This window comes from Microbacterium sp. STRO-1N (assembly GCF_057748015.1).
Genome location: NZ_CM173234.1, coordinates 2,318,215 through 2,337,037, shown reverse-complemented (window position 1 = coordinate 2,337,037; position 18,823 = coordinate 2,318,215). Strand labels below are relative to the sequence as shown.

The window sequence follows — 18,823 nt, the reverse complement described above, 5'->3', positions numbered from 1 at the left end:
ACAGGCTCTTTCGCAGTCAGGGGTCCTGCCCCTAGCATGAGCGCGTGGAGCTGTGGCAGATCGTGGCGGCAGAGGTGCCCAAGTCACCGAATCTCTGGGGAGCCCTGGGATGCGCGATGGCGTATGCGGCCGCGCTGCTCGCTGCCCTGGACGCATTCGCGGACCTGTTGCTGGCGCGTGGACAGTCCCAACCAGGACGCCTCGGCGCCGCACAGGGGCTGAAGTTCGGCGGCAAGCTCGCTGCGGCCGGGATCACCGTCAGCTCGGCGGGGATCGTCCTGGCGCTGGATGCCAACTGGTTCGCCCTCGCCGCGCTGTCAGTGACCTTCGCCGCCGTCATCGTGGTCGCGCTGTTCGCGATGCGCCGCGCCGGTCGGAGCGCTTCGGCGCCAGCCGGGGCGACGATGGCGTAAAATGGCCCCAGGCTCCGCAGCGCGTTCGATGTGACGAACGCGGGGGAGTCGGGTATCACCCCGTCCGCACGGTCCTGGCTGGCGCCACACGCGGACATCGAGAACGGCTCGGAGGCCGTCTGCGGCACTCCGGCGATTCACGCTCAGGAGGAGCATGCCGACTACGGCAACCGCCGCTACGCGGCGCAGGAAGACGTCCCGTCGAGACGACGAGGCACCGCTGATCCCGATCCTCGCGCGCAAGGTCCGCGAGGTGGAGGCGAAGGCGCAGCGAGGAAAGCTCGGCCCGACCAATCGGGTCAAGTTCCAGGTGATCGCCTTCCTGGTGCGCGAGGAGCGCGCCAGAGTGAAGGCGGATGCCGAGATCGCCGACTCCGCTCGTGCAGAGCTGCTCAAGCGCCTGGACGGGGTCGCGACGATCCTCGCCAAGACGGCGGCACGCGACACATCGCTGATCCAGCTGCTGGAAGTGGATTCGGCCACGAGTCCCGTCGCCAAGCGGATGCGCAGGGACTGGTTGCTCGAGTCCGGTGCCGAGCTCGCGCCGGAAGAGCTGGTCATCACCGACATCGCCCCCGTGGCGCAGTCGCCGGTGGTCTCGGCCGCCGCGGCGGAGCGTCAGGTGACGCCGCCCTCGGTAGAAGCACGACAGCTCGCCAACCCGTTCCTCGCACCCGACCTGACGCCGCGTGCCGCATCGACTCCGCGCCGTCGCCTGGACGGCTGGGAACTGATGGGGCCGCTCTACAAGGCGTTCGAGACCGGCGCCGGCGGCGCGTCCGCGACGATGGACCTCCCGCCGACGCCCGAGTTCGACCACGTGTCCCCGAAGGGACTCGAGGTCATGGTGCACCAGTCGCGCTTCCTCGAGGCGGTCAAGGCCGGCCATCGCAGCTTCCTGCTGGCGGATGAACCCGGCCTCGGAAAGACCGCGCAGTCGGTGCTCGCCGCCTCCGTCGCCGGCGCGTACCCGTTGCTGGTCGTGGTGCCGAACGTCGTGAAGATGAACTGGGCGCGCGAGGTCGAGCGCTGGACGCCCCAGCGCCGTGCGACCGTCATCCAGGGCGACGGCACCGACATCGACGCGTTCGCCGACGTCTTCATCGTGAACTACGAGATCCTCGACCGCCATCTGTCCTGGCTCGGCTCGATCGGGCTGCGCGGCATGGTGGTCGACGAGGCGCACTTCATCAAGAACCTCACCTCGCAGCGCTCGCAGAACGTCCTGGCGCTGGCTTCGCGTGTGCGCGCCCAGACGCCGGGTGGCAACCCGCTCATGATGGCGCTGACGGGAACACCGCTGATCAACGACGTCGAGGACTTCGACGCCATCTGGCGGTTCCTGGGCTGGACGACGGGCGACAAGCCCGGATCCGAGCTCATGGAGAAGCTCGACGCGACGGGGCTCACACCGGCCGACAAGGCGTTCTACGCCGAAGCGCGCGACGCCGTCATCTCGATGGGCATCGTCCGACGCAAGAAGAAGGACGTCGCCGCCGATCTGCCGGACAAGCTCATCGCCGATCTGCCGGTTCAGCTGGACGACGAGTACGGCCGCAGCATCCGACAGGCGGAGCGCGAGCTCGGCGAGCGCCTGGCGGCCAAGTACCGCCGCATCATCCAGTCGCGCGGCGACCGCGGACTGGCCGACGGCGAGATCGACGAGGACATCGTCCGGCTGGTCGCCAACGGCGAGCTCGAGGAGTCGAGGGCTGCGGGCACCGGGGGAGACAACGTCTTCACGATGGTCCGCAAGATCGGTCAGGCGAAGGCGCAGCTGGCTGCGGACTACGCCGCCCAGCTGCAGCGCTCGGTCGGCAAGGTCGTGTTCTTCGCCAAGCACATCGACGTCATGGATCAGGCCGAGGCGCACTTCGCGGCATCCGGCATCCGATACGTCTCGATCCGTGGCGACCAGACGACTCCGGCGCGTCAGCAGGCCATCGACGCCTTCAACGAGGATGAGAGCGTCGGCATCGCCGTCTGCTCGCTGACCGCGGCCGGCGTCGGGCTCAACCTGCAGGCGGCGTCGAACGTCGTGCTGGCCGAGCTCAGCTGGACCGCTGCCGAGCAGACGCAGGCGATCGATCGCGTGCACCGCATCGGTCAGGACGAGCCGGTCACCGCGTGGCGCATCATCGCGGCGCACACGATCGACACGAAGATCGCCGAACTCATCGACCAGAAGCAGGGGCTTGCCGCTCGTGCACTGGACGGCGAGGCCGTGACGGAGACGGCGAGCGAGTCCGTGCAGCTGGCGGCGCTCATGCACCTGCTGCGGCAGGCGCTGGGCGGCGAATAGGCGCTAAAGATCGACGCTTCTTGCGCGCGCTCGCGACCGATTCGGCCGCGAGCGCGCGAAGATCGTCGAGATTGTGTTCCGGGGGTCGTAAGAACCGCTGTTTTCGTCGCCTCGAATGGCGCCGAAGGCGTCATCGGCACTAGTGTCGATCGCAGGCAGCGTCGCCTCGTCCACCCTCTCCCACCCGAACGAGTGAAGGCAGCAGCATGAAGATCGGCATCCTCACATCAGGCGGCGACTGCCCCGGCCTCAACGCGGTCATCCGCGGCATCGTGCTCAAGGGCACCACATCGTACGACCTCGAGTTCGTCGGCATCCGCGACGGGTGGCGCGGCGTCGTCGAGGGCGACTTCATGCCTCTCACCCGGCACGAGGTGAAGGGTCTGTCCAAGGTGGGCGGAACGATCCTCGGCACCAGCCGCACCAACCCCTACGAGGGGGAGCGCGGCGGCGCCGAGAACATCGCCAAGACCCTTTACGGGCACAAGATCGACGGCATCATCGCGATCGGCGGCGAGGGCACGCTGGCCGCGGCCGACCGCCTGTCCAAGGACGGCATCAAGGTGCTCGGCGTGCCGAAGACCATCGACAACGACCTGCAGGCGACCGACTACTCGTTCGGCTTCGACACCGCACTGAACATCGCGACCGATGCCATGGACCGCCTGCGCACCACCGGCGACTCGCACCAGCGTTGCATGGTCGCGGAGGTCATGGGCCGGCACGTCGGCTGGATCGCCCTTCATGCCGGCATGGCGGCCGGTGCGCATGTCATCTGCATCCCCGAGGTGCCGATGTCGATCGACGAGATCGCCGAGCTGGTCACCAGCGCTCACGACCGCGGCCGCGCGCCGCTGGTCGTCGTGTCCGAGGGCTTCAAGCTCAAGGGTATGGATGAGGCCTTCAGCGACAAGGGCCTCGACGCGTTCAACCGGCCCCGGCTCGGTGGCATCGGCGATCAGCTCGCCCCCGAGATCGAGCGCATCACCGGCATCGAGACGCGTGCGACGATCCTCGGACACATCCAGCGCGGCGGCTCGCCGTCCGCGTTCGATCGCGTCCTGGCGACGCGTCTCGGGCTCCATGCAGCCGACGCGATCATGGAAGGCGCCTGGGGTCAGATGGTAGCCATGCAAGGCACCGACATCGTTCGGGTGCCCTTCGCCGACGCGCTCGGCGAGCTGAACACGGTGCCGCGCTACCGCTACGACGAGGCCGCCGCCCTCTTCGGCTGATGGGGCTGACCGTAGCGGCGTGAGTTCGCTCCGAGATCAGGAGCATTACTCGAGAGTCGGACGAATACTGCTGTTTCTCCTGATCTGGGGCAGTTCTCCTGCCCTCGGAGCGCCGGATGCCGTCAGGCGGCCAGATGCAGGCCTTGTGCGATGGCAGCTCTGACGATTTCCTGTACCTTCTCCGGCTCGAACAGCACCTGGTAGTAGTCGAAGCGCAGCACGGTGTAGCCGCGAAGGCGCAACCGGGCATCTGCTTCGATGTCGCGTCGGCGATCCGCTGCATCGCCGTGATGCGCGAATCCGTCGAGCTGGACCACGAGCCGATCGCCGATGAGAACGTCGACCGGGTGGCTATCGATCCAGACCTGCTGCCGGACGACGACACCGATCGCGCGCGTGAGATCGACGAAGTGCGACTCGAGTCCGGAATCCGACAGATGCGACGACACGTCGGCCAGACGCCGTGCTGTCGCGCTGCGCCACAAGACGCATTGCAGCACGTCCCCGTCGATCAGCCGCTTGTTGAGTGCCGACTCCCAGATCGCGAGTGCGTCCGCCGGCTGCTGGCACCGAGCAACGTGGTAAAGGACGTTGATCAGCGGGTCCACGGTTGCTCGGCGGGCAGTCGGCGCCGGGCCATTCGACCAATGCACGCGGAGTCCTTCCGTCGAGATCCTGGCTGCCCCCGGAGACACCGCCGCGTGGACGTCGTCATGTGCAGGCACCCAGAGGCCGAGATGCGCGGCCGCGCTGACGCAGGTCAGTCGACCGCCGACACGGAGAGCGCTGACGAGCGCAGAAGAACAAGCGGACATCACGATCCAGGAGCGGCGAACTCGCAGCATCCGTCCCCGCCTTATGGCGGCGGCAACAGCTTCCTTGTTGAAGCCCGCCGCATAGATGTCGGATGTGTGAGCCGCGCCACCGCGTTTCGTCAGCCATTCGTCCAGAAGCATGCCGCCACTGTGCCGGGTATGGGCCGCGCCGGACGCGCAGAATGCCGCCTGTGGAGAGAATTCCCCTGATCCTTGTTCTGTGCAGAGCGAGTCGGGTGCCGTCCGAGATCAGGAAGATCAGCTGGAATCAGGAACCGTACGGCGCTGCATCCTGCCCAGGGGCGAACTTCCTGATCTCGGCGGGCCCGGTGGATCTAATCGGCCAGCCCCAGCACGTCCAGCATCCAGGCGAGTTCGAAGGCGCGCTCGCGCCACGAGTTGTATCGGCCGCTGACGCCGCCGTGGCCTGCGACCATCTCGCACTTCATCAACACGTCCGCGGCACCCGCTTCGCGGAGCCTCGCGACCCATTTCGCCGGCTCCACGTAGGCCACACGCGAGTCGTTGAGCGATGTCATGGCGAGGATCCGCGGGTAGCGCACGCCTTCGCGCACGTTCTCGTACGGGCTGTACGACTTCATGTACGCGTACACGTCGGCATCGTGGAGCGGGTCGCCCCATTCATCCCACTCGATGACCGTCAGTGGCAGCGAGGGGTCCAGAATCGTCGTCAGCGCATCGACGAACGGCACTGCTGCGAGGATGCCGCCGAACAGCTCGGGTGCGAGATTGGCCACGGCGCCCATGAGCAGCCCGCCGGCACTGCCGCCCTCGGCGACCATCCGCTCCGGCGTGGTGACGCCCGTCGACACGAGATGCTCGGCACATGCCACGAAGTCCGTGAACGTGTTGCGCTTGTGCTGCAGCTTGCCGTCCTCGTACCACTGGCGTCCCATCTCGCCGCCGCCGCGCACGTGCGCGACCGCGAAGATCACGCCGCGGTCGAGCTCGCTGAGTCGAGCGACGGAGAATCCTGGGTCGATCGAGTGCTCGTAGGACCCGTAGCCGTACAGGTGCAGCGGTCTCGGGGCGTCGCCCGGCGCGCCGAAGGATCGCTTCCACACCAGCGAGATCGGCACCTTCGTGCCGTCGGATGCCGTGGCCCACGCCCTCTCCTGCCCGTATTCGGCAGGGTCGTATCCGCCCAACACCGGCTGCTGCTTGCGCAGGACGAGGTCGCGGGTGCTCAACTCGAGGTCGTACACGGTTCCTGGCGTGACGAACGACCCGTATCCGAGGCGGAGGAACGGCGAATGCCACTCCGGGTTGCCGCTGACGCCGGCCGAGTAGAGGGGCTCGTCGAAGTACAGCTCGTCGACGGCATCCGTCGCATAGTCGAGCAGGCCGACCCGTTCGGTTCCGTCGCGGCGGTACTCCACCGTCGCGAAATCGCGGAAGGCGTCCATGCCCAGCAGACGCCGTCCTGGCTCGTGCGGGATGACCACGTGCCGTTCCGAGAGCGGGGCGGATGCCGAGACGGACACGAGCTCGAAGTCGAGGGCGTCGTCGTTGTGCAGGATGAGGAGGCGATCCTCACCGTCCACGACGGCGTGGTCGATCGAGTACTCGACGCCCTCGCGGCGCGGCCAGATGAGCTGCGGTTCGGCGGTGAGATCGCCCGACAGGTCGAGAAGATACTCCTCGCTGGTGATGCTCGACCCGACGCCGATCACGAGGTACTTCCGGCTGCGGGTGATGCCGGCGCCGAGCCAGAACTTCTCGTCTGGTTCGTGGAAGAGCTTCACGTCGTCCGCCACAGGAGTACCGATTCGATGCAGCCACAAGGTGTCGGGGCGCCACGCGTCGTCGCGCGTCGTGTACAGGATGCCGGTGCCGTCCGGCGTGAAGAACGCGCCCGACGTGTTCGGGATCTCGTCGGCGGAAGTCTCGCCCGTGGTGAGGTCGCGCACGTGCACGGTGTAGAGCTCGTCGCCGTCGAAGTCGGTCGACCACAGCAGCTTCGTGGCATCGTCCGAGGTGTCGAAGGCGCCGAGCGCGAAGAACTCGTGACCTTCGGCCTCGGCATTGCCGTCGAGCAGGATCTGTTCGCCCGGTACCGGCACGCCCGGTTCCAGCACCGGGGGAGTCCAGTCATCCGGTTCCGCTGCGGCACGGCAGTGGATGCCGTACTGAGCGCCCTCCTCGGTGCGGCTGTAGTACCACCAGTCGCCGCGGCGGGTCGGCACCGACAGGTCGGTCTCCTGGACGCGGCCCTTGATCTCCTCGAAGATCCTCTCGCGCAGCCCTTCGAGGTGCGAGGTCGCCTCGTCGGTGTACGCGTTCTCCGCCTCGAGATGACCGATCACCTCGGGGGCGTCCTTGTCGCGGAGCCACTCGTACGGATCGTCGAACACGTCACCGTGATGGCTGCGGACATGGGAGCGGCGGGCTGCGGAGGGGACGTCGGTCACCGTTCCCACGTTAGCCGAGGTCGAGTTGACCGGCGCCGACGACGGTGGGAGGATTCTCGGGGGCCGGTAAACGGAAGTAAAACCCACGGTGAACTCTTCGTTCACCACGTCGATCACGTCGACATCTCCCTCTTCCCGAACGACCGAAAGCGAACGGTGGAAACCGCAGCCCTCATCGTCGTGCTGGTGATCCTGCTGGCACTCTTCTTCGACTTCACGAACGGCTTCCACGACACCGCGAATGCGATGGCCACTCCCATCGCCACCGGTGCTCTCAAGCCCAAGACCGCTGTCCTCCTGGCCGCCGTGCTCAATCTGGTCGGCGCCTTCCTGTCCACGGAGGTGTCCAAGACGATCTCCGGCGGGATCATCAGAGAAGACGCGATCATGGAGTCCGGCGCCGAGCTCTTCCTCGCGCTGATCTTCGCCGGACTCATCGGCGCGATCACCTGGAACATGCTCACGTGGCTGCTGGGTCTTCCTTCCAGCTCCTCGCACGCCCTGTTCGGCGGCCTGATCGGCGCGACCCTGGTCGGCGCAGGTCTCGGCGCGATCGATTTCGGCATGGTGCTGTCCAAGATCGTGCTCCCAGCGCTCATCGCCCCGCTCACGGCGGGCATCATCGCCTTCGCCGCGACCAAGATCGCCTACACGATCACGCGCCGGTACGACAACAAGCCCGATGGCCGCGACGGCTTCCGCTGGGGCCAGATCTTCACCTCGTCGCTGGTCGCGCTCGCGCACGGCACGAACGACGCGCAGAAGACGATGGGTGTGATCACGCTCGCGCTGATCACCATCGGATGGCAGTCCGCCGACCACCACGAGCCCGAGTTCTGGGTGATCGTCGCGTGCGCGTTCACGATCGCACTCGGCACCTACCTCGGAGGCTGGCGGATCATCCGCACGCTGGGCAAGGGTCTCACCGACGTCAAGCCGGCACAGGGCTTCTCCGCCGAGAGCTCGACCGCCGCGACCATCCTCGCCTCCAGCGCCCTCGGCTTCGCACTGTCCACCACCCAGGTCGCCTCCGGATCGGTGATCGGCTCCGGACTCGGTCGTCGCGGCTCGACGGTCCGCTGGCGGACCGCCGGTCGAATCGCGATCGGCTGGCTGCTGACTCTTCCGGCCGCCGGCGCTGTCGGCGCGCTCGCCGCGCTGCTGGTCGTCTGGCTCGGACCCTGGGGAGTCGCGATCGATGCCGTGCTCGCGGTCGTGATCATCCTCGCGCTCTTCCTCCGTTCGCGTCGCAACGCCGTCACGTCCGCGAATGCGATGAGTGACGTCGCCGAGTCCGGTCACGTGGTCGAACTCCCCGACACGCCACCGCCGACGCGCCGGCAGCAGCGCATCGACCAGGCACGTGCCGAGGCGAAGGCGCGTCAGAAGGCCAAAGCGGATGCCAAGGCGAGCGCCAAGGCGAACAAGAAGCAGAAGCAGGCCACCACGACCAAGGAGAAGAGCGAATGAGCGTCTCCATCGATTGGCTCGCCTTCCTCCAGGTGTTCGTGGCGGCGCTCATCGGCGCCGTGGCGATCGTCACGTTCTACGCGACCGGGCTGCGACTGCTGGTCCGCAGCGGTCACGCCCCCGTCGTCAGCCCAGCCGAGTTCACCGACGCGATCACCGTGATCGGTGAGAAGGAGCTCAAGCGCGCGGAGAAACAGGCGGCCAAGGCGGCGAAGAAGAGCCCGCTGACAGACGGCCAGAAACGTCTCGCCCTGATCGGCGCGTACGCCTGCTTCGCGATGTGCGCTGCGGCCGTGGTCGCCGGCATCCTGCTCATCGTCATCGGCCACTGACCTCGACGTAGGCTGGGCCCATGCCTGGCCCCTACGTCTTCGGTCGCCATCAGCCGGCGTCGCACACGATCATCCACGTCAGCGATCCGCACTTCCTCGCCGGAGGTGCGCATCTGGCCGACCGCTTCGACGTCGAGCAGACGTTCGCTCGCACGCTCGACGCGATCCGTGCGGTGCATCCTGCGCCGTCCGCGATCGTCGTCACCGGCGACCTCACCGACCTCGGCGAACCCGACGCCTATCGGCGGCTGCGCGACGCCGTCGAACCGGTGGCCGACGACCTCGGCGCCCCTGTCGTCTGGGTCGCAGGCAACCACGACGAGCGTCCGGTGCTGCGGCGGGAGCTTCTGGATGCCGCGGCCACGGAGGATCCTGTCACGGGCGTCTGGGATCTCGACGGTCTGCGGCTGATCGCACTGGACACGTCGGTGCCCGGTTGGCATCACGGCGACCTCGACGAGGCGCAGCTCGCCTGGCTGAAGGAGCAGCTGAGCACGCCGGCGCCGCACGGCACGCTGCTGGCGATGCATCATCCGCCGCTGCCCAGCCACCTGCCGCTGTTCGACATCCTCGAGCTGCGTCACCAGCACGAGCTCGCGGCTGCGATCCGCGACACGGATGTCCGCGGCATTCTGGCGGGGCATCTGCACTACTCGTCGCACGGCACCTTCGCCGGCGTCCCGGTGAGCGTCGCCTCGGCCACCTGCTACACCATGAACGTCGCGCGCCCTGCACCGGATGTCAACGGGATGGATGCCGCGCAGTCGTTCCAGCTGGTGCATGTCCACGCCGACACGATCACGCACACCGTGGTGCCGGTGACGGATGCCGAGACCGCAGACATCTTCTCCGAAGCGTGGTTGGAGAGCATGGCGGCGCTCTCGCCAGGCCAGCGGCTGGAGGCGTTCTCCCGGAAGCCGGGATGGCGCAGTGCAGCCGACTAGACTGGGAGCATCCCCCGCTTCTCACTCAGCCACGACCCACGAGGATGTGACACATGGCCGCTGACGCGCCTGCCCTGACCCGTACCGAGACCGATTCGCTCGGCAGCATGGAGATTCCTGCGGAGGCCTATTGGGGCATCCACACGGCCCGTGCCGACGCGAACTTCCCGATCAGCAAGCGGCCGATCTCGGTCTATCCGGACCTCATCAGGGCGCTCGCGATGGTGAAGCAGGCGAGTGCGCGCGCCAACAAGGAGATCGGCGTGCTCGACGCCGAGCGGGCGGATCTCATCGATGCCGCAGCGCAGCGGGTGATCGACGGCGAGTTCCATGAGCAGTTCACCGTCGGTGTGATCCAGGGCGGCGCCGGCACCTCGACCAACATGAACGCGAACGAGGTCATCACCAACATCGCGCTCGAGATGGCCGGCCGCGCCAAGGGCGACTACGCGTTCCTGTCGCCGATCGACCACACGAACCGCAGTCAGTCCACGAACGACGTGTACCCGACCGCCATCAAGGTCGGCCTGTCGCTGACGCTGCGCTCGCTGCTCGAGGAGTTGGATCTGCTGCGGCGTTCGTTCCTCGCGAAGGCGGGGGAGTTCCACGGCGTCCTCAAGGTCGGCCGCACGCAGCTGCAGGATGCCGTGCCCATGACGCTCGGCCAGGAGTTCCACGGCTTCGCCACGACCCTCGGCGAGGACCACAGCCGACTGACCGAGAACGCGTCTCTGATGTTCGAGGTCAACATGGGCGCCACGGCGATCGGCACGGGGATCACGACCCACCCCGACTATGCGCCGTCTGTGATCAAGCATCTGCGCGCGATCACGGAGCTGGACCTGTCGACCGCGACCGACCTGGTCGAATCCACCAGCGACACCGGTGCGTTCATGTCGTTCTCCTCGTCGCTCAAGCGCAACGCCATCAAGCTGTCCAAGATCTGCAACGACCTGCGTCTGCTGTCCTCGGGTCCGCAGGCCGGATTCGGCGAGATCAACCTTCCGGCCAAGCAGGCCGGCTCCAGCATCATGCCAGGCAAGGTGAACCCGGTCATCCCCGAGGTCGTCAATCAGGTCGCGTTCTCGGTCGTCGGCGCCGACGCCACGGTGACGATGGCGGTCGAGGGCGGGCAGCTCCAGTTGAACGCGTTCGAGCCGGTGATCGCGCACTCGATCTTCCAGTCGATCACCTGGATGCGTCAGGCGATGTGGACGCTGCGCGTGAACTGCGTCGACGGCATCACCGCGAACACCGACCGTCTCGGGGCGATGGTGGGGGCGTCGGTCGGTGTGATCACGGCGCTCACGCCGTTCATCGGCTACGCGGCGGCCGCGGCGCTGGCCAAGACCGCGCTGCTCACGAACCGCAACGTCGCCGACCTCGTCGTCGAGGCGGAGCTCATGACGCGCGATGAGGTCACGAAGCAGCTGTCGCCGGCACGTCTGTCCGGTCTCGAGGCGGTGACGCAGGCGATTCCGATCATCACCCCTGAAGTCAGCGGCTGATCCGGAGGCTCAGTCGTAGATCCGGCAGTGCGTCGTGAGCTCGCCGATGCCGTCGATGCCCACGGTGACCGTCGATCGGTCGCGGAGGAAGATCTGGGGGTCGCGCGAGTAGCCGGCGCCGCCCGGGCTGCCGGTGGAGATGAGGGTGCCGGGCAGCAGAGTGATCGACTGGGACAGATGGGCGACGAGCTTCGCCACGGACCGCACCATCTGTCCCGTCGACGCATCCTGCACCGTGCGGCCGTCGACGACCGTCCAGATGTGCAGGTCCTGCGGGTCCGCGACCTCGTCGGCGGTCACGGCGACGGGACCCGTCGGCGTGAAGCCGTCGAACGACTTGCACCGCGACCACTGCGCCTCGGCGAACTGGATGTCGCGGGCGGTGATGTCGTTGACGACGGTGTAACCCCAGACATGGGAGAGCGCCTCGTCGACGGAGACGTCCTTCGCGGGGCGCCCGATGATCACGCCGAGCTCGGCCTCGTAGTCGACCGATTCGCTGAGCGATCGCGGCCAGCCGGTGGTCTGCTCGTGGCCGGTGAGCGAGTTGGGCCACAGCGTGAAGACCGTCGGGGCCGTGTCGGTCTTGAGTCCGAGCTCGCTCGAATGCGCCGCGTAGTTGAGGCCGACGGCGAGGACGACGGGCGGGTCGATGATCGCGGAGGCCCATCCGAAACCGGGGAGCGGGTGCCGTGGTGCGGTGCCCTGCGCCAGAGCGGCTCGCACGGCATCCAGCGCCTGATCGCCGGCCCCGATGAGGTGCTGCAGCGTCGCGGGAGCATTGTCGAGGAGATCGGAGACGAGGATCGCGTCCGCACCGTCGATGACCGCGAGTGCGGCGTCGGGCGAGTCGGAACGCACCAGATGGGCGAATCGCATGCTCCTACGCTACCCGGAGCACCGGTGGCGGCGGGTGTCGGTGGCTCTAGGCTCTACCTATGACCTCCGGAGGATCCGACCAGCCTCAGCAGCCCTACACGCCGCCGCCGGCTCAGCCACCCGTCCCGCCGCAGCAGCAGGTCCCGCCGCCGCAGGGATATGCGCAGGCTCCGCAAGCGTCGTACGGTCAGCCTCCGCAGCCACGGTACGCGCCGCCCGCGCAGCCTCCGACACCGCCGCGCCCTGCGCCCGCCGCGCCGCAGGCGCAGCAGGTGCCGCAGCCGGCTGCACCCCGGCCTCTGTACGCGCCGCCGCAGCAACCGCAGTACGCGCCCGCGCAGTTCGGTCGCCCCGTCTATGCCTCGGCACTTGCCCAGCCCGTCGTCTACACGCCGCCCGCAGCCCCAGCGGCACCCGCTCCGGCTCCGGCGATCCCCGAGCTGCCGATGCCGGTACGGAAGGGGCGCACGGTCTCGATCTGGCTGTTCGGTGTTCTCGGCTTCCTGCTGATAGCCCTTGCCGGTTACTTCGTCTGGGCGCTGGGCTCCGTGGCATCGATCATCGGACTCGTGCTGGCGTTGATTCCGCTCGCGATCGTCTTCTTCGGGGTGCGCCTCATCGACCGCTGGGAGCCAGAGCCCAAACGCATCGTGATTTTCGCCATCGCCTGGGGAGCGATCGCGGCCGTCGGGCTCACGCTGCTGGTCGATGTGATGTTCGGCGTGGACGACCTCGACACGGCGGCGGTGATCCAGGCGCCGATCGTCGAGGAGCTGTTCAAGGGCCTGGGTGTCTTCCTCATCTATCTGATGGCACGACGCACATTCGACGGTCCCGTCGACGGGATCGTCTACGGGGCACTGGTGGGCGCGGGCTTCGCGTTCACGGAGAACATCCAGTACTTCGCCATCAGCCTGATCGAGGGCGGGGGAGAGCAGCTGACCATGACGTTCGTACTGCGGGGACTCATGTCGCCGTTCGCGCACGCGATGTTCACCGCCCTCACCGGATTCGCGATCGGATTCGCCGCCCGGCGCGGGGCCTCGGTCGGCGGCGTGCTGGGCGCCGGGGCGCTCGGCCTGCTGGGGGCGATGCTGCTGCACGGTTTCTGGAACGGCTCGGCGACGTTCGCGAACTTCTTCCTGCTTTACGTGACGCTGCAGGTGCCGCTGTTCGTCGGCTTCATCCTCGGCATCGTCGCGCTCAAGCGCGAGGAGGCGCGCCTGACCAGGGAGCGTCTGTCGGAGTACGCGGTCGCCGGATGGTTCACACCGCAGGAGATCGACATGCTCGCAACGCCCGCCGGGCGCAAGGTCGGGCTCAGATGGGCGGCGACGCTGCGCGGCGACCGGCGTCCGATCATGCGCGGCTTCATCAAGGACGCCACCGCGCTCGCCGCCGTCCGCCAGCGAGCGATCACGGGGCGCGACGCGTATGCGGCCGAGGACGAGCGCGCCCTGCTGATGCGCACCAGGGCCGCGAGGGCGGCGCTGCTGGCGTACTGATCTCGCATCAGGTACTTGACACCGATCATGACCGGGTGCACCCTGGTCTCAGATCAACTCAGCGCCCGGGAGTCATGCAGGCATCGCCGCAGCACCGGGCGCTGAGTCTGTCCGGACCCGGTGCCGATCTGTTCGCTCTGGGCACGTCCCGTCGCGTTGACCGTCGATCCGGCCTCGGGTTGTATGGATGCATGACTGATCGCACGAAGCCTGAGTTCGACGCTCCCGCCGGTCCCGCTCCTGTGGAGCTCGTGGTCCGAGACATCATCGAGGGCGACGGCCCCGAGGCCAAGCCCGGCGACACCGTGACCGTGCACTATGCCGGGGTCGAGTTCGACTCCGGCGAGGAGTTCGACTCCTCCTGGGGCCGCGGCGAGACCATCCAGTTCCCGCTGCGTGGTCTGATCCAGGGCTGGCAGGACGGCATCCCCGGTATGAAGGTCGGCGGACGTCGTGAACTCGTCATCCCGCCGCACCTCGCCTACGGACCCGCGGGCGCCGGCCACTTCCTCTCCGGCAAGACCCTGATCTTCATCATCGATCTCGTCGCCGTCGGCTGATCGCTCGAAGGCCTCCGTCTCCATCGGGACGGGGGCCTTCGTCATGTCATCAACTGTTCGGAATACATTCACGCGCATACGAGTTACCCTGTATCGAACGCCGCGCACGCGGCCCGACTTTCTCGAGGAGAGCACATGACCACCATCGACGTTCCCGGCTACCGCGCAGGAACCTGGGTTCTGGACCCCGCGCACAGCGAGGTCACCTTCAGCGTCCGCCACATGATGATCTCGAAGGTCCGCGGGACCTTCGGCATGAAGAGCGCGACCCTGGTGGCTCCGGAGAACCCCCTGGATGCCAAGGTCACGGCCAGCGTCGACGTCGCGTCGGTCGACACCAAGGACGAGGGCCGCGACACGCACCTGCGCTCTGCCGACTTCTTCGACGCCGAGAACCACCCCACGATCGAGTTCGTCTCCACCGGCGCCCGCGTCGAGGACGGCGACTTCTTCGTGGACGGCGACCTGACCATCCGCGGCACCACGAAGCCGGTCAGCTTCGCGTTCGACTTCGGCGGCTTCGGCGTCGACCCGTGGGGCAACTACAAGGCCGGCGCCTCGGCGACCACCACGGTCAACCGGGAGGACTTCGGTCTCACCTGGAACGCCGCTCTCGAAACCGGCGGCGTCCTCGTCGGCAAGGACATCACGATCAACCTCGACCTGCAGGGATCCCTCCAGCAGGACTGACCGCGTCGCCAGAGAACCCCGAGCCCCTCAGGGCTCGGGGTTCTCTGCGTCGTAGGCGCGGAAACGCGGGTGCAGCCGCACGAGCAGCGCCACGAGCACGATGACCAGGATGCCGCCGAGCAGCGGAGGGAACCACAGTGCGGTGAGGGTCGCGAGCGTACCCGCATAGAGAGCGCCGAGACGCGGACCACCGGCGACGACGACGATGAAGATCCCCTGCAGGCGGCCTCGGATGCCATCCGGCACGGCGGCCTGCATCATGGTGTTCCGATAGATCGAACTGATGTTGTCGGCGGCGCCGGAGACGGCCAGCGTCACGCACGCGAGGATGATCAGCGCGACGCGCGGGGAGGCCTCCGTCCCGGGCGGCGACGTCGTACCCAGCACCAGCACCAGGCCGAATGCCAGGATCGATGCACCGTACACGCTGATGGCGCGCTGGATGCCGCGGCCGTGCCAGCGATATCGCACGACGCGGCCGGAGAAGAGGCTCGACAGGAACGTTCCGGCCGCGACGGCGGCCGTCAGGACTCCGGTCGTGACGGCGCCACCGCCCAGCAGCACCGTTCCCAGAGCGGGGAAGAGGGCCAGTGGCTGACCGAACGTCATGGCGATGATGTCCAGCAGGTACTGCATCCGGATGTTCCCGGCGCGCTGGAGGAACCGCCAGCCGTCGACGAGGGATTCCAGACCCGGCCGCACGACCGGTCCCTCCGGGCGCAGCGCGGGCAGTGTCCAGAGCCCGAGGAACATGGCCAGCATGAGCCCGACGTCGATCGTGTAGGTCCAGCCGTAACCGGTCGTCGCGACGAGGATGCCTGCGAGCGCCGGCCCCACCATGACCATGAGTCCGATCGTGACGCCGTTCAGAGCGGATGCCGCGGCCAGCAGGTCGCGCGGGAGCAGTCGTGGCACGATCGCCGTGCGGGTCGCCATGCCGACCGAGTTCGCGGCGGAGTTGATGATGCTCAGCGCATACAGCCACCAGATGGTCTCCAGGTGCGTCCAGGTGAGCACCGCGAGCATGGCCGTGGACGCGAAGGTGATGACCGCCGCGACGAGCGCCACCGTGCGTCGGTCGAACGCGTCCGCCAGCATCCCGCCGTAGATGCCGGCCAGGATCATCGGCACGAGACCGGCGAACGCGATCATGGACACCGCGAACGTGCTGTGCGTCAACTCGAACACGTGCAGCATGACGGTGACGATCGTGAGCTGACCGCCGAGCCCTGCCAGCGTCGAGCCGATCCACATCCGGGTGAAGGCGCCGCTGGCCCGGAACGGGCGCAGGTCGATCAGGGCGGAAGGCACCTTCCGAGGCTATCGGCCTGCGAACGTCACGGCTTCGCCCGCAGGCTGGTAGACTCGTTCAGTTGCCGTTCGATCGGCCGCGGATAAAGAGAGCCCACGCATCAGGCGTCGGGCGCCGCGCAACAAGCAGAGAGGGGATCGAATCTATGGCACTGGAAGCAGACGTCAAGAAGGCGATCATCGAAGAGTACGCGACGCACCCCGGTGACACCGGATCCCCCGAGGTGCAGGCCGCGATGCTGACGCAGCGCATCAAGGACCTCACCGAGCACCTCAAGGAGCACAAGCACGACCACCACTCGCGTCGTGGCCTGTTCCTGCTCGTCGGTCAGCGCCGTCGTCTGCTCGGCTACCTCCAGAGCGTCGACATCGAGCGTTACCGCTCGCTGATCGCACGCCTGGGCCTTCGCCGATAACGCGGAGCGAGCCAGCGTACAATCGCGCAGAACATTCTTGAGAAGGCCTCCCCACCCGGTGTGGGGAGGCCTTCGTCATGCGGTGTCCGTTCTGATCAGGACGCCGCATCGAGCAGCGCGACGATGTCATCGAAACCGGCCCGTGCGGCGAGTTCGCGCGGTGTCGTCCCTTCGCCGTCCGCGAGAGTCGGGTCCGCTCCTGCCTCCAGCAGAAGACGTACGGTGGTGACCTGATCCGCAGATCCGTCGCCGAGCACGATCGCCTCGTGGATCGCGGTCCAGTCCAGGTCGTTGACATGATCCAGCGGCACTCCTGCGTCGATCAGGATGCGCACCGTCGACACGTGTCCGTGTTCGCTCGCGGGTATGAGGGCCGTCCCGCCGAAGCGGTTCGTGCTGGCCACGTCGGCGCCGTGGGCGAGCGTTGCCCGCAGGATGTCGTCGAGGCCCTCAGCGCCGGCGTACAGGAAGGCGGAGTCGTGGATGGCGTCCTGCGCGTTCGGGTCCGCTCCAGCGTCGAGCAGGACGAGCGCGATCTCTGTGCGGCCGGCCTTCGTCGCAGCGATCAGCGGCGTGGCATCGCCTTCGCCGCGTGACTCGAGGTCGGCGCCGGCATCGATCGTCTGCTGTGCACCCGCGACATCGTCTCTCGCGATGGCCTCCCACAGGGCGGCGGTGGCGTCATGGTCGGCGCCCGGCTCCGGTGTCGCGGTGGCGGTGCAGCCGGTGGCGGTCAGCACAGCGAGAGCGACGGCGCTGGTCAGGAGTGCGGTCGCGATCGATCGTCGGCCTCTGGGATGGTTTGGGGCAAGCATTCGGAGCCTTTCGCAGGGCGGATGGGACGATCAGCATCCCAGATCCGCTGCCGCGCGCGCGTCATCCGATCGGCTATGAATGCTCCAGCGGTGTCAGCGTCAGGCGCTCTGCCCGACGAGGTCCGCGTGGTGGATCGCAGCGACATCAGGGTGCGCGCGCAAGCGCGATTTGAGGGCGTTCTCGCCGTACAGGCTGTGGATGGGGTTGCGCGGATCCTGCGTCACACCGGTGGCCTGAGCGGCGAGTTCGGCCGGGAGGTCGATGATCGGCAGCTTCCTGTCCAGTGCCGGGTTGAAGAAGAACGGTACGGAGATGCGCTCTTCGGGTGCCTTTGGCGAGATGACGCGGTGGTTCGTGGCCTTCAGATACCCGCCGGTGGCGTACTCCAGCAGTTCGCCGATGTTCACCACGAAAGCGCCGTCGACCGGCGGGGCGGCGACCCATTCGCCGTCGCGCTCGACCTGCAGACCGCCCTTGCCCGGCTCGACCCAGAGCAGTGTCAGGACGCCGGAATCCTTGTGCGCCCCGACTCCCTGCTGCGGTTCGGGCTCATGCGTGCCGGGGTATCGCACGATCTTGATCAGCGTCGAGGGCTCGCCGAAGTTCGCCTCGAAGTAATCCCCGTCCGCGCCGAGTGCGAGCGCCCACGCGCGCAGGAGCTTCCGTGCCACATCGCTGAGCTTCGCGTGCCACTCCAGCACGATCTCCTGCAGTTCGGGCTGGGCGGCAGGCCACAGGTTGGGGCCGATGAGGCGGTTGAAGGCCGGGCCGCCGTCGACGACCTGTCGCTCCGGACCGATGTCGATCTGCTCGCGCCAGTCCACCTGGCCCTGGGTGCGCTCTCCGCCCACGCGCGTGTATCCGCGGAAGTGCGGACTGTTGATGTTCTCGATCGCGAGCTTGTCCGCCTCGGGGAGGGCGAAGAAGTCCAGAGCGGCGCGGTGCAGGCGTGCGGTGAGCTCAGGGGGCACGCCCGTGCCGGTGAGGTAGAAGAATCCGACATCGTGCGTCGCTGCGCGCAGATCCTCGCGGAACCGTGCAGCGGCCTCGGGGCCTGCATCGAGGCGGGACAGGTCGAGGATCGGAAGGTTCAGATCAGCCATGACCCGAGGCTAGGCCCGGTTCGTCGAGGGCGTCGAGCCGTGTTGCGCCGCGTTACCGCAGCAGAGCAGGGCGGCTGCCCGCCCGCGTGGTA

At 67.7% G+C, this 18,823-nt stretch carries 17 protein-coding genes; 11 read left to right on the top strand and 6 right to left on the bottom strand.

The annotated features are described in order from the left end of the window. Nucleotides 1–44: 44 nt before the first annotated feature. The 3 genes from AC3ANJ_RS11315 to AC3ANJ_RS11305 all read left to right on the top strand — a co-directional run bounded on the left by AC3ANJ_RS11315 (nucleotide 45) and on the right by AC3ANJ_RS11305 (nucleotide 3,950). Complete coding sequence (locus tag AC3ANJ_RS11315) at nucleotides 45–413, top strand: hypothetical protein (RefSeq protein ID WP_488316389.1); 369 nt, start codon at nucleotides 45–47, stop codon at nucleotides 411–413. Between the two features lie 154 nt (nucleotides 414–567). Next, entirely contained in the window at nucleotides 568–2,715 is a 2,148-nt protein-coding gene (locus AC3ANJ_RS11310; protein WP_488316388.1) for a DEAD/DEAH box helicase, read from the top strand. Between the two features lie 206 nt (nucleotides 2,716–2,921). Next, nucleotides 2,922–3,950 (top strand): 6-phosphofructokinase, encoded by a 1,029-nt coding sequence (locus AC3ANJ_RS11305; RefSeq protein ID WP_406249821.1) that lies wholly within the window; start codon nucleotides 2,922–2,924, stop codon nucleotides 3,948–3,950. Nucleotides 3,951–4,072: 122 nt separating this feature from the next. Here AC3ANJ_RS11305 and AC3ANJ_RS11300 read toward each other — a convergent pair whose 3' ends face one another. Both AC3ANJ_RS11300 and AC3ANJ_RS11295 read right to left on the bottom strand, forming a co-directional pair. Then, complete coding sequence (locus AC3ANJ_RS11300) at nucleotides 4,073–4,906, bottom strand: endonuclease domain-containing protein (protein WP_488316387.1); 834 nt, start codon at nucleotides 4,904–4,906, stop codon at nucleotides 4,073–4,075. Nucleotides 4,907–5,100: 194 nt separating this feature from the next. Continuing rightward, complete coding sequence (locus tag AC3ANJ_RS11295; protein WP_488316386.1) at nucleotides 5,101–7,197, bottom strand: S9 family peptidase; 2,097 nt, start codon at nucleotides 7,195–7,197, stop codon at nucleotides 5,101–5,103. Nucleotides 7,198–7,353: 156 nt separating this feature from the next. Here AC3ANJ_RS11295 and AC3ANJ_RS11290 point away from each other — a divergent pair, with 156 nt between their 5' ends. From AC3ANJ_RS11290 to AC3ANJ_RS11275, 4 genes are read left to right on the top strand one after another with little or no spacing between them, the layout of a single operon-like run. Beyond that, the gene (locus tag AC3ANJ_RS11290; protein ID WP_406249823.1) at nucleotides 7,354–8,667 is read left to right on the top strand and encodes an inorganic phosphate transporter; all 1,314 of its coding nucleotides are present in this window, start codon (nucleotides 7,354–7,356) and stop codon (nucleotides 8,665–8,667) included. Continuing rightward, nucleotides 8,664–8,999 (top strand): peptidase, encoded by a 336-nt coding sequence (locus tag AC3ANJ_RS11285; protein WP_406249824.1) that lies wholly within the window; start codon nucleotides 8,664–8,666, stop codon nucleotides 8,997–8,999. The genes AC3ANJ_RS11290 and AC3ANJ_RS11285 overlap by 4 nt, the downstream gene beginning before the upstream one ends. A gap of 20 nt (nucleotides 9,000–9,019) precedes the next feature. Further along, the gene (locus AC3ANJ_RS11280) at nucleotides 9,020–9,943 is read left to right on the top strand and encodes a metallophosphoesterase (RefSeq protein WP_488316385.1); all 924 of its coding nucleotides are present in this window, start codon (nucleotides 9,020–9,022) and stop codon (nucleotides 9,941–9,943) included. Nucleotides 9,944–9,996: 53 nt separating this feature from the next. Further along, nucleotides 9,997–11,451, top strand: a complete 1,455-nt coding sequence (locus tag AC3ANJ_RS11275; RefSeq protein ID WP_488316384.1) for an aspartate ammonia-lyase — start codon at nucleotides 9,997–9,999, stop codon at nucleotides 11,449–11,451. Nucleotides 11,452–11,460: 9 nt separating this feature from the next. Here the strand turns inward: AC3ANJ_RS11275 and AC3ANJ_RS11270 are convergent, their stop codons facing one another. Continuing rightward, on the bottom strand, nucleotides 11,461–12,330 hold the full coding sequence (locus AC3ANJ_RS11270; protein WP_488316383.1) for a fumarylacetoacetate hydrolase family protein: 870 nt from the start codon (nucleotides 12,328–12,330) through the stop codon (nucleotides 11,461–11,463). A gap of 59 nt (nucleotides 12,331–12,389) precedes the next feature. Here AC3ANJ_RS11270 and AC3ANJ_RS11265 point away from each other — a divergent pair, with 59 nt between their 5' ends. From AC3ANJ_RS11265 to AC3ANJ_RS11255, 3 genes are all read left to right on the top strand, one after another. After that, nucleotides 12,390–13,835, top strand: a complete 1,446-nt coding sequence (locus AC3ANJ_RS11265; protein WP_488316382.1) for a PrsW family intramembrane metalloprotease — start codon at nucleotides 12,390–12,392, stop codon at nucleotides 13,833–13,835. Nucleotides 13,836–14,026: 191 nt separating this feature from the next. Beyond that, nucleotides 14,027–14,395 (top strand): FKBP-type peptidyl-prolyl cis-trans isomerase, encoded by a 369-nt coding sequence (locus tag AC3ANJ_RS11260; protein WP_488316381.1) that lies wholly within the window; start codon nucleotides 14,027–14,029, stop codon nucleotides 14,393–14,395. Nucleotides 14,396–14,530: 135 nt separating this feature from the next. Then, nucleotides 14,531–15,085, top strand: a complete 555-nt coding sequence (locus tag AC3ANJ_RS11255; protein WP_488316380.1) for a YceI family protein — start codon at nucleotides 14,531–14,533, stop codon at nucleotides 15,083–15,085. A 27-nt stretch (nucleotides 15,086–15,112) separates the two neighbouring features. Here the strand turns inward: AC3ANJ_RS11255 and AC3ANJ_RS11250 are convergent, their stop codons facing one another. After that, complete coding sequence (locus tag AC3ANJ_RS11250) at nucleotides 15,113–16,339, bottom strand: MFS transporter (RefSeq protein ID WP_488319267.1); 1,227 nt, start codon at nucleotides 16,337–16,339, stop codon at nucleotides 15,113–15,115. A gap of 203 nt (nucleotides 16,340–16,542) precedes the next feature. On the opposite strand from AC3ANJ_RS11250, the gene rpsO reads away from it, so the two are divergent. After that, on the top strand, nucleotides 16,543–16,812 hold the full coding sequence (gene rpsO, locus AC3ANJ_RS11245) for a 30S ribosomal protein S15 (protein WP_017203073.1): 270 nt from the start codon (nucleotides 16,543–16,545) through the stop codon (nucleotides 16,810–16,812). Nucleotides 16,813–16,907: 95 nt separating this feature from the next. Here rpsO and AC3ANJ_RS11240 read toward each other — a convergent pair whose 3' ends face one another. After that, nucleotides 16,908–17,627: an ankyrin repeat domain-containing protein gene (locus AC3ANJ_RS11240; RefSeq protein WP_488316379.1), complete on the bottom strand. Its 720-nt coding sequence runs from the start codon at nucleotides 17,625–17,627 to the stop codon at nucleotides 16,908–16,910. 99 nt (nucleotides 17,628–17,726) lie between these two features. Then, nucleotides 17,727–18,731: an isopenicillin N synthase family dioxygenase gene (locus AC3ANJ_RS11235; RefSeq protein ID WP_488316378.1), complete on the bottom strand. Its 1,005-nt coding sequence runs from the start codon at nucleotides 18,729–18,731 to the stop codon at nucleotides 17,727–17,729. Nucleotides 18,732–18,823: the final 92 nt, after the last annotated feature.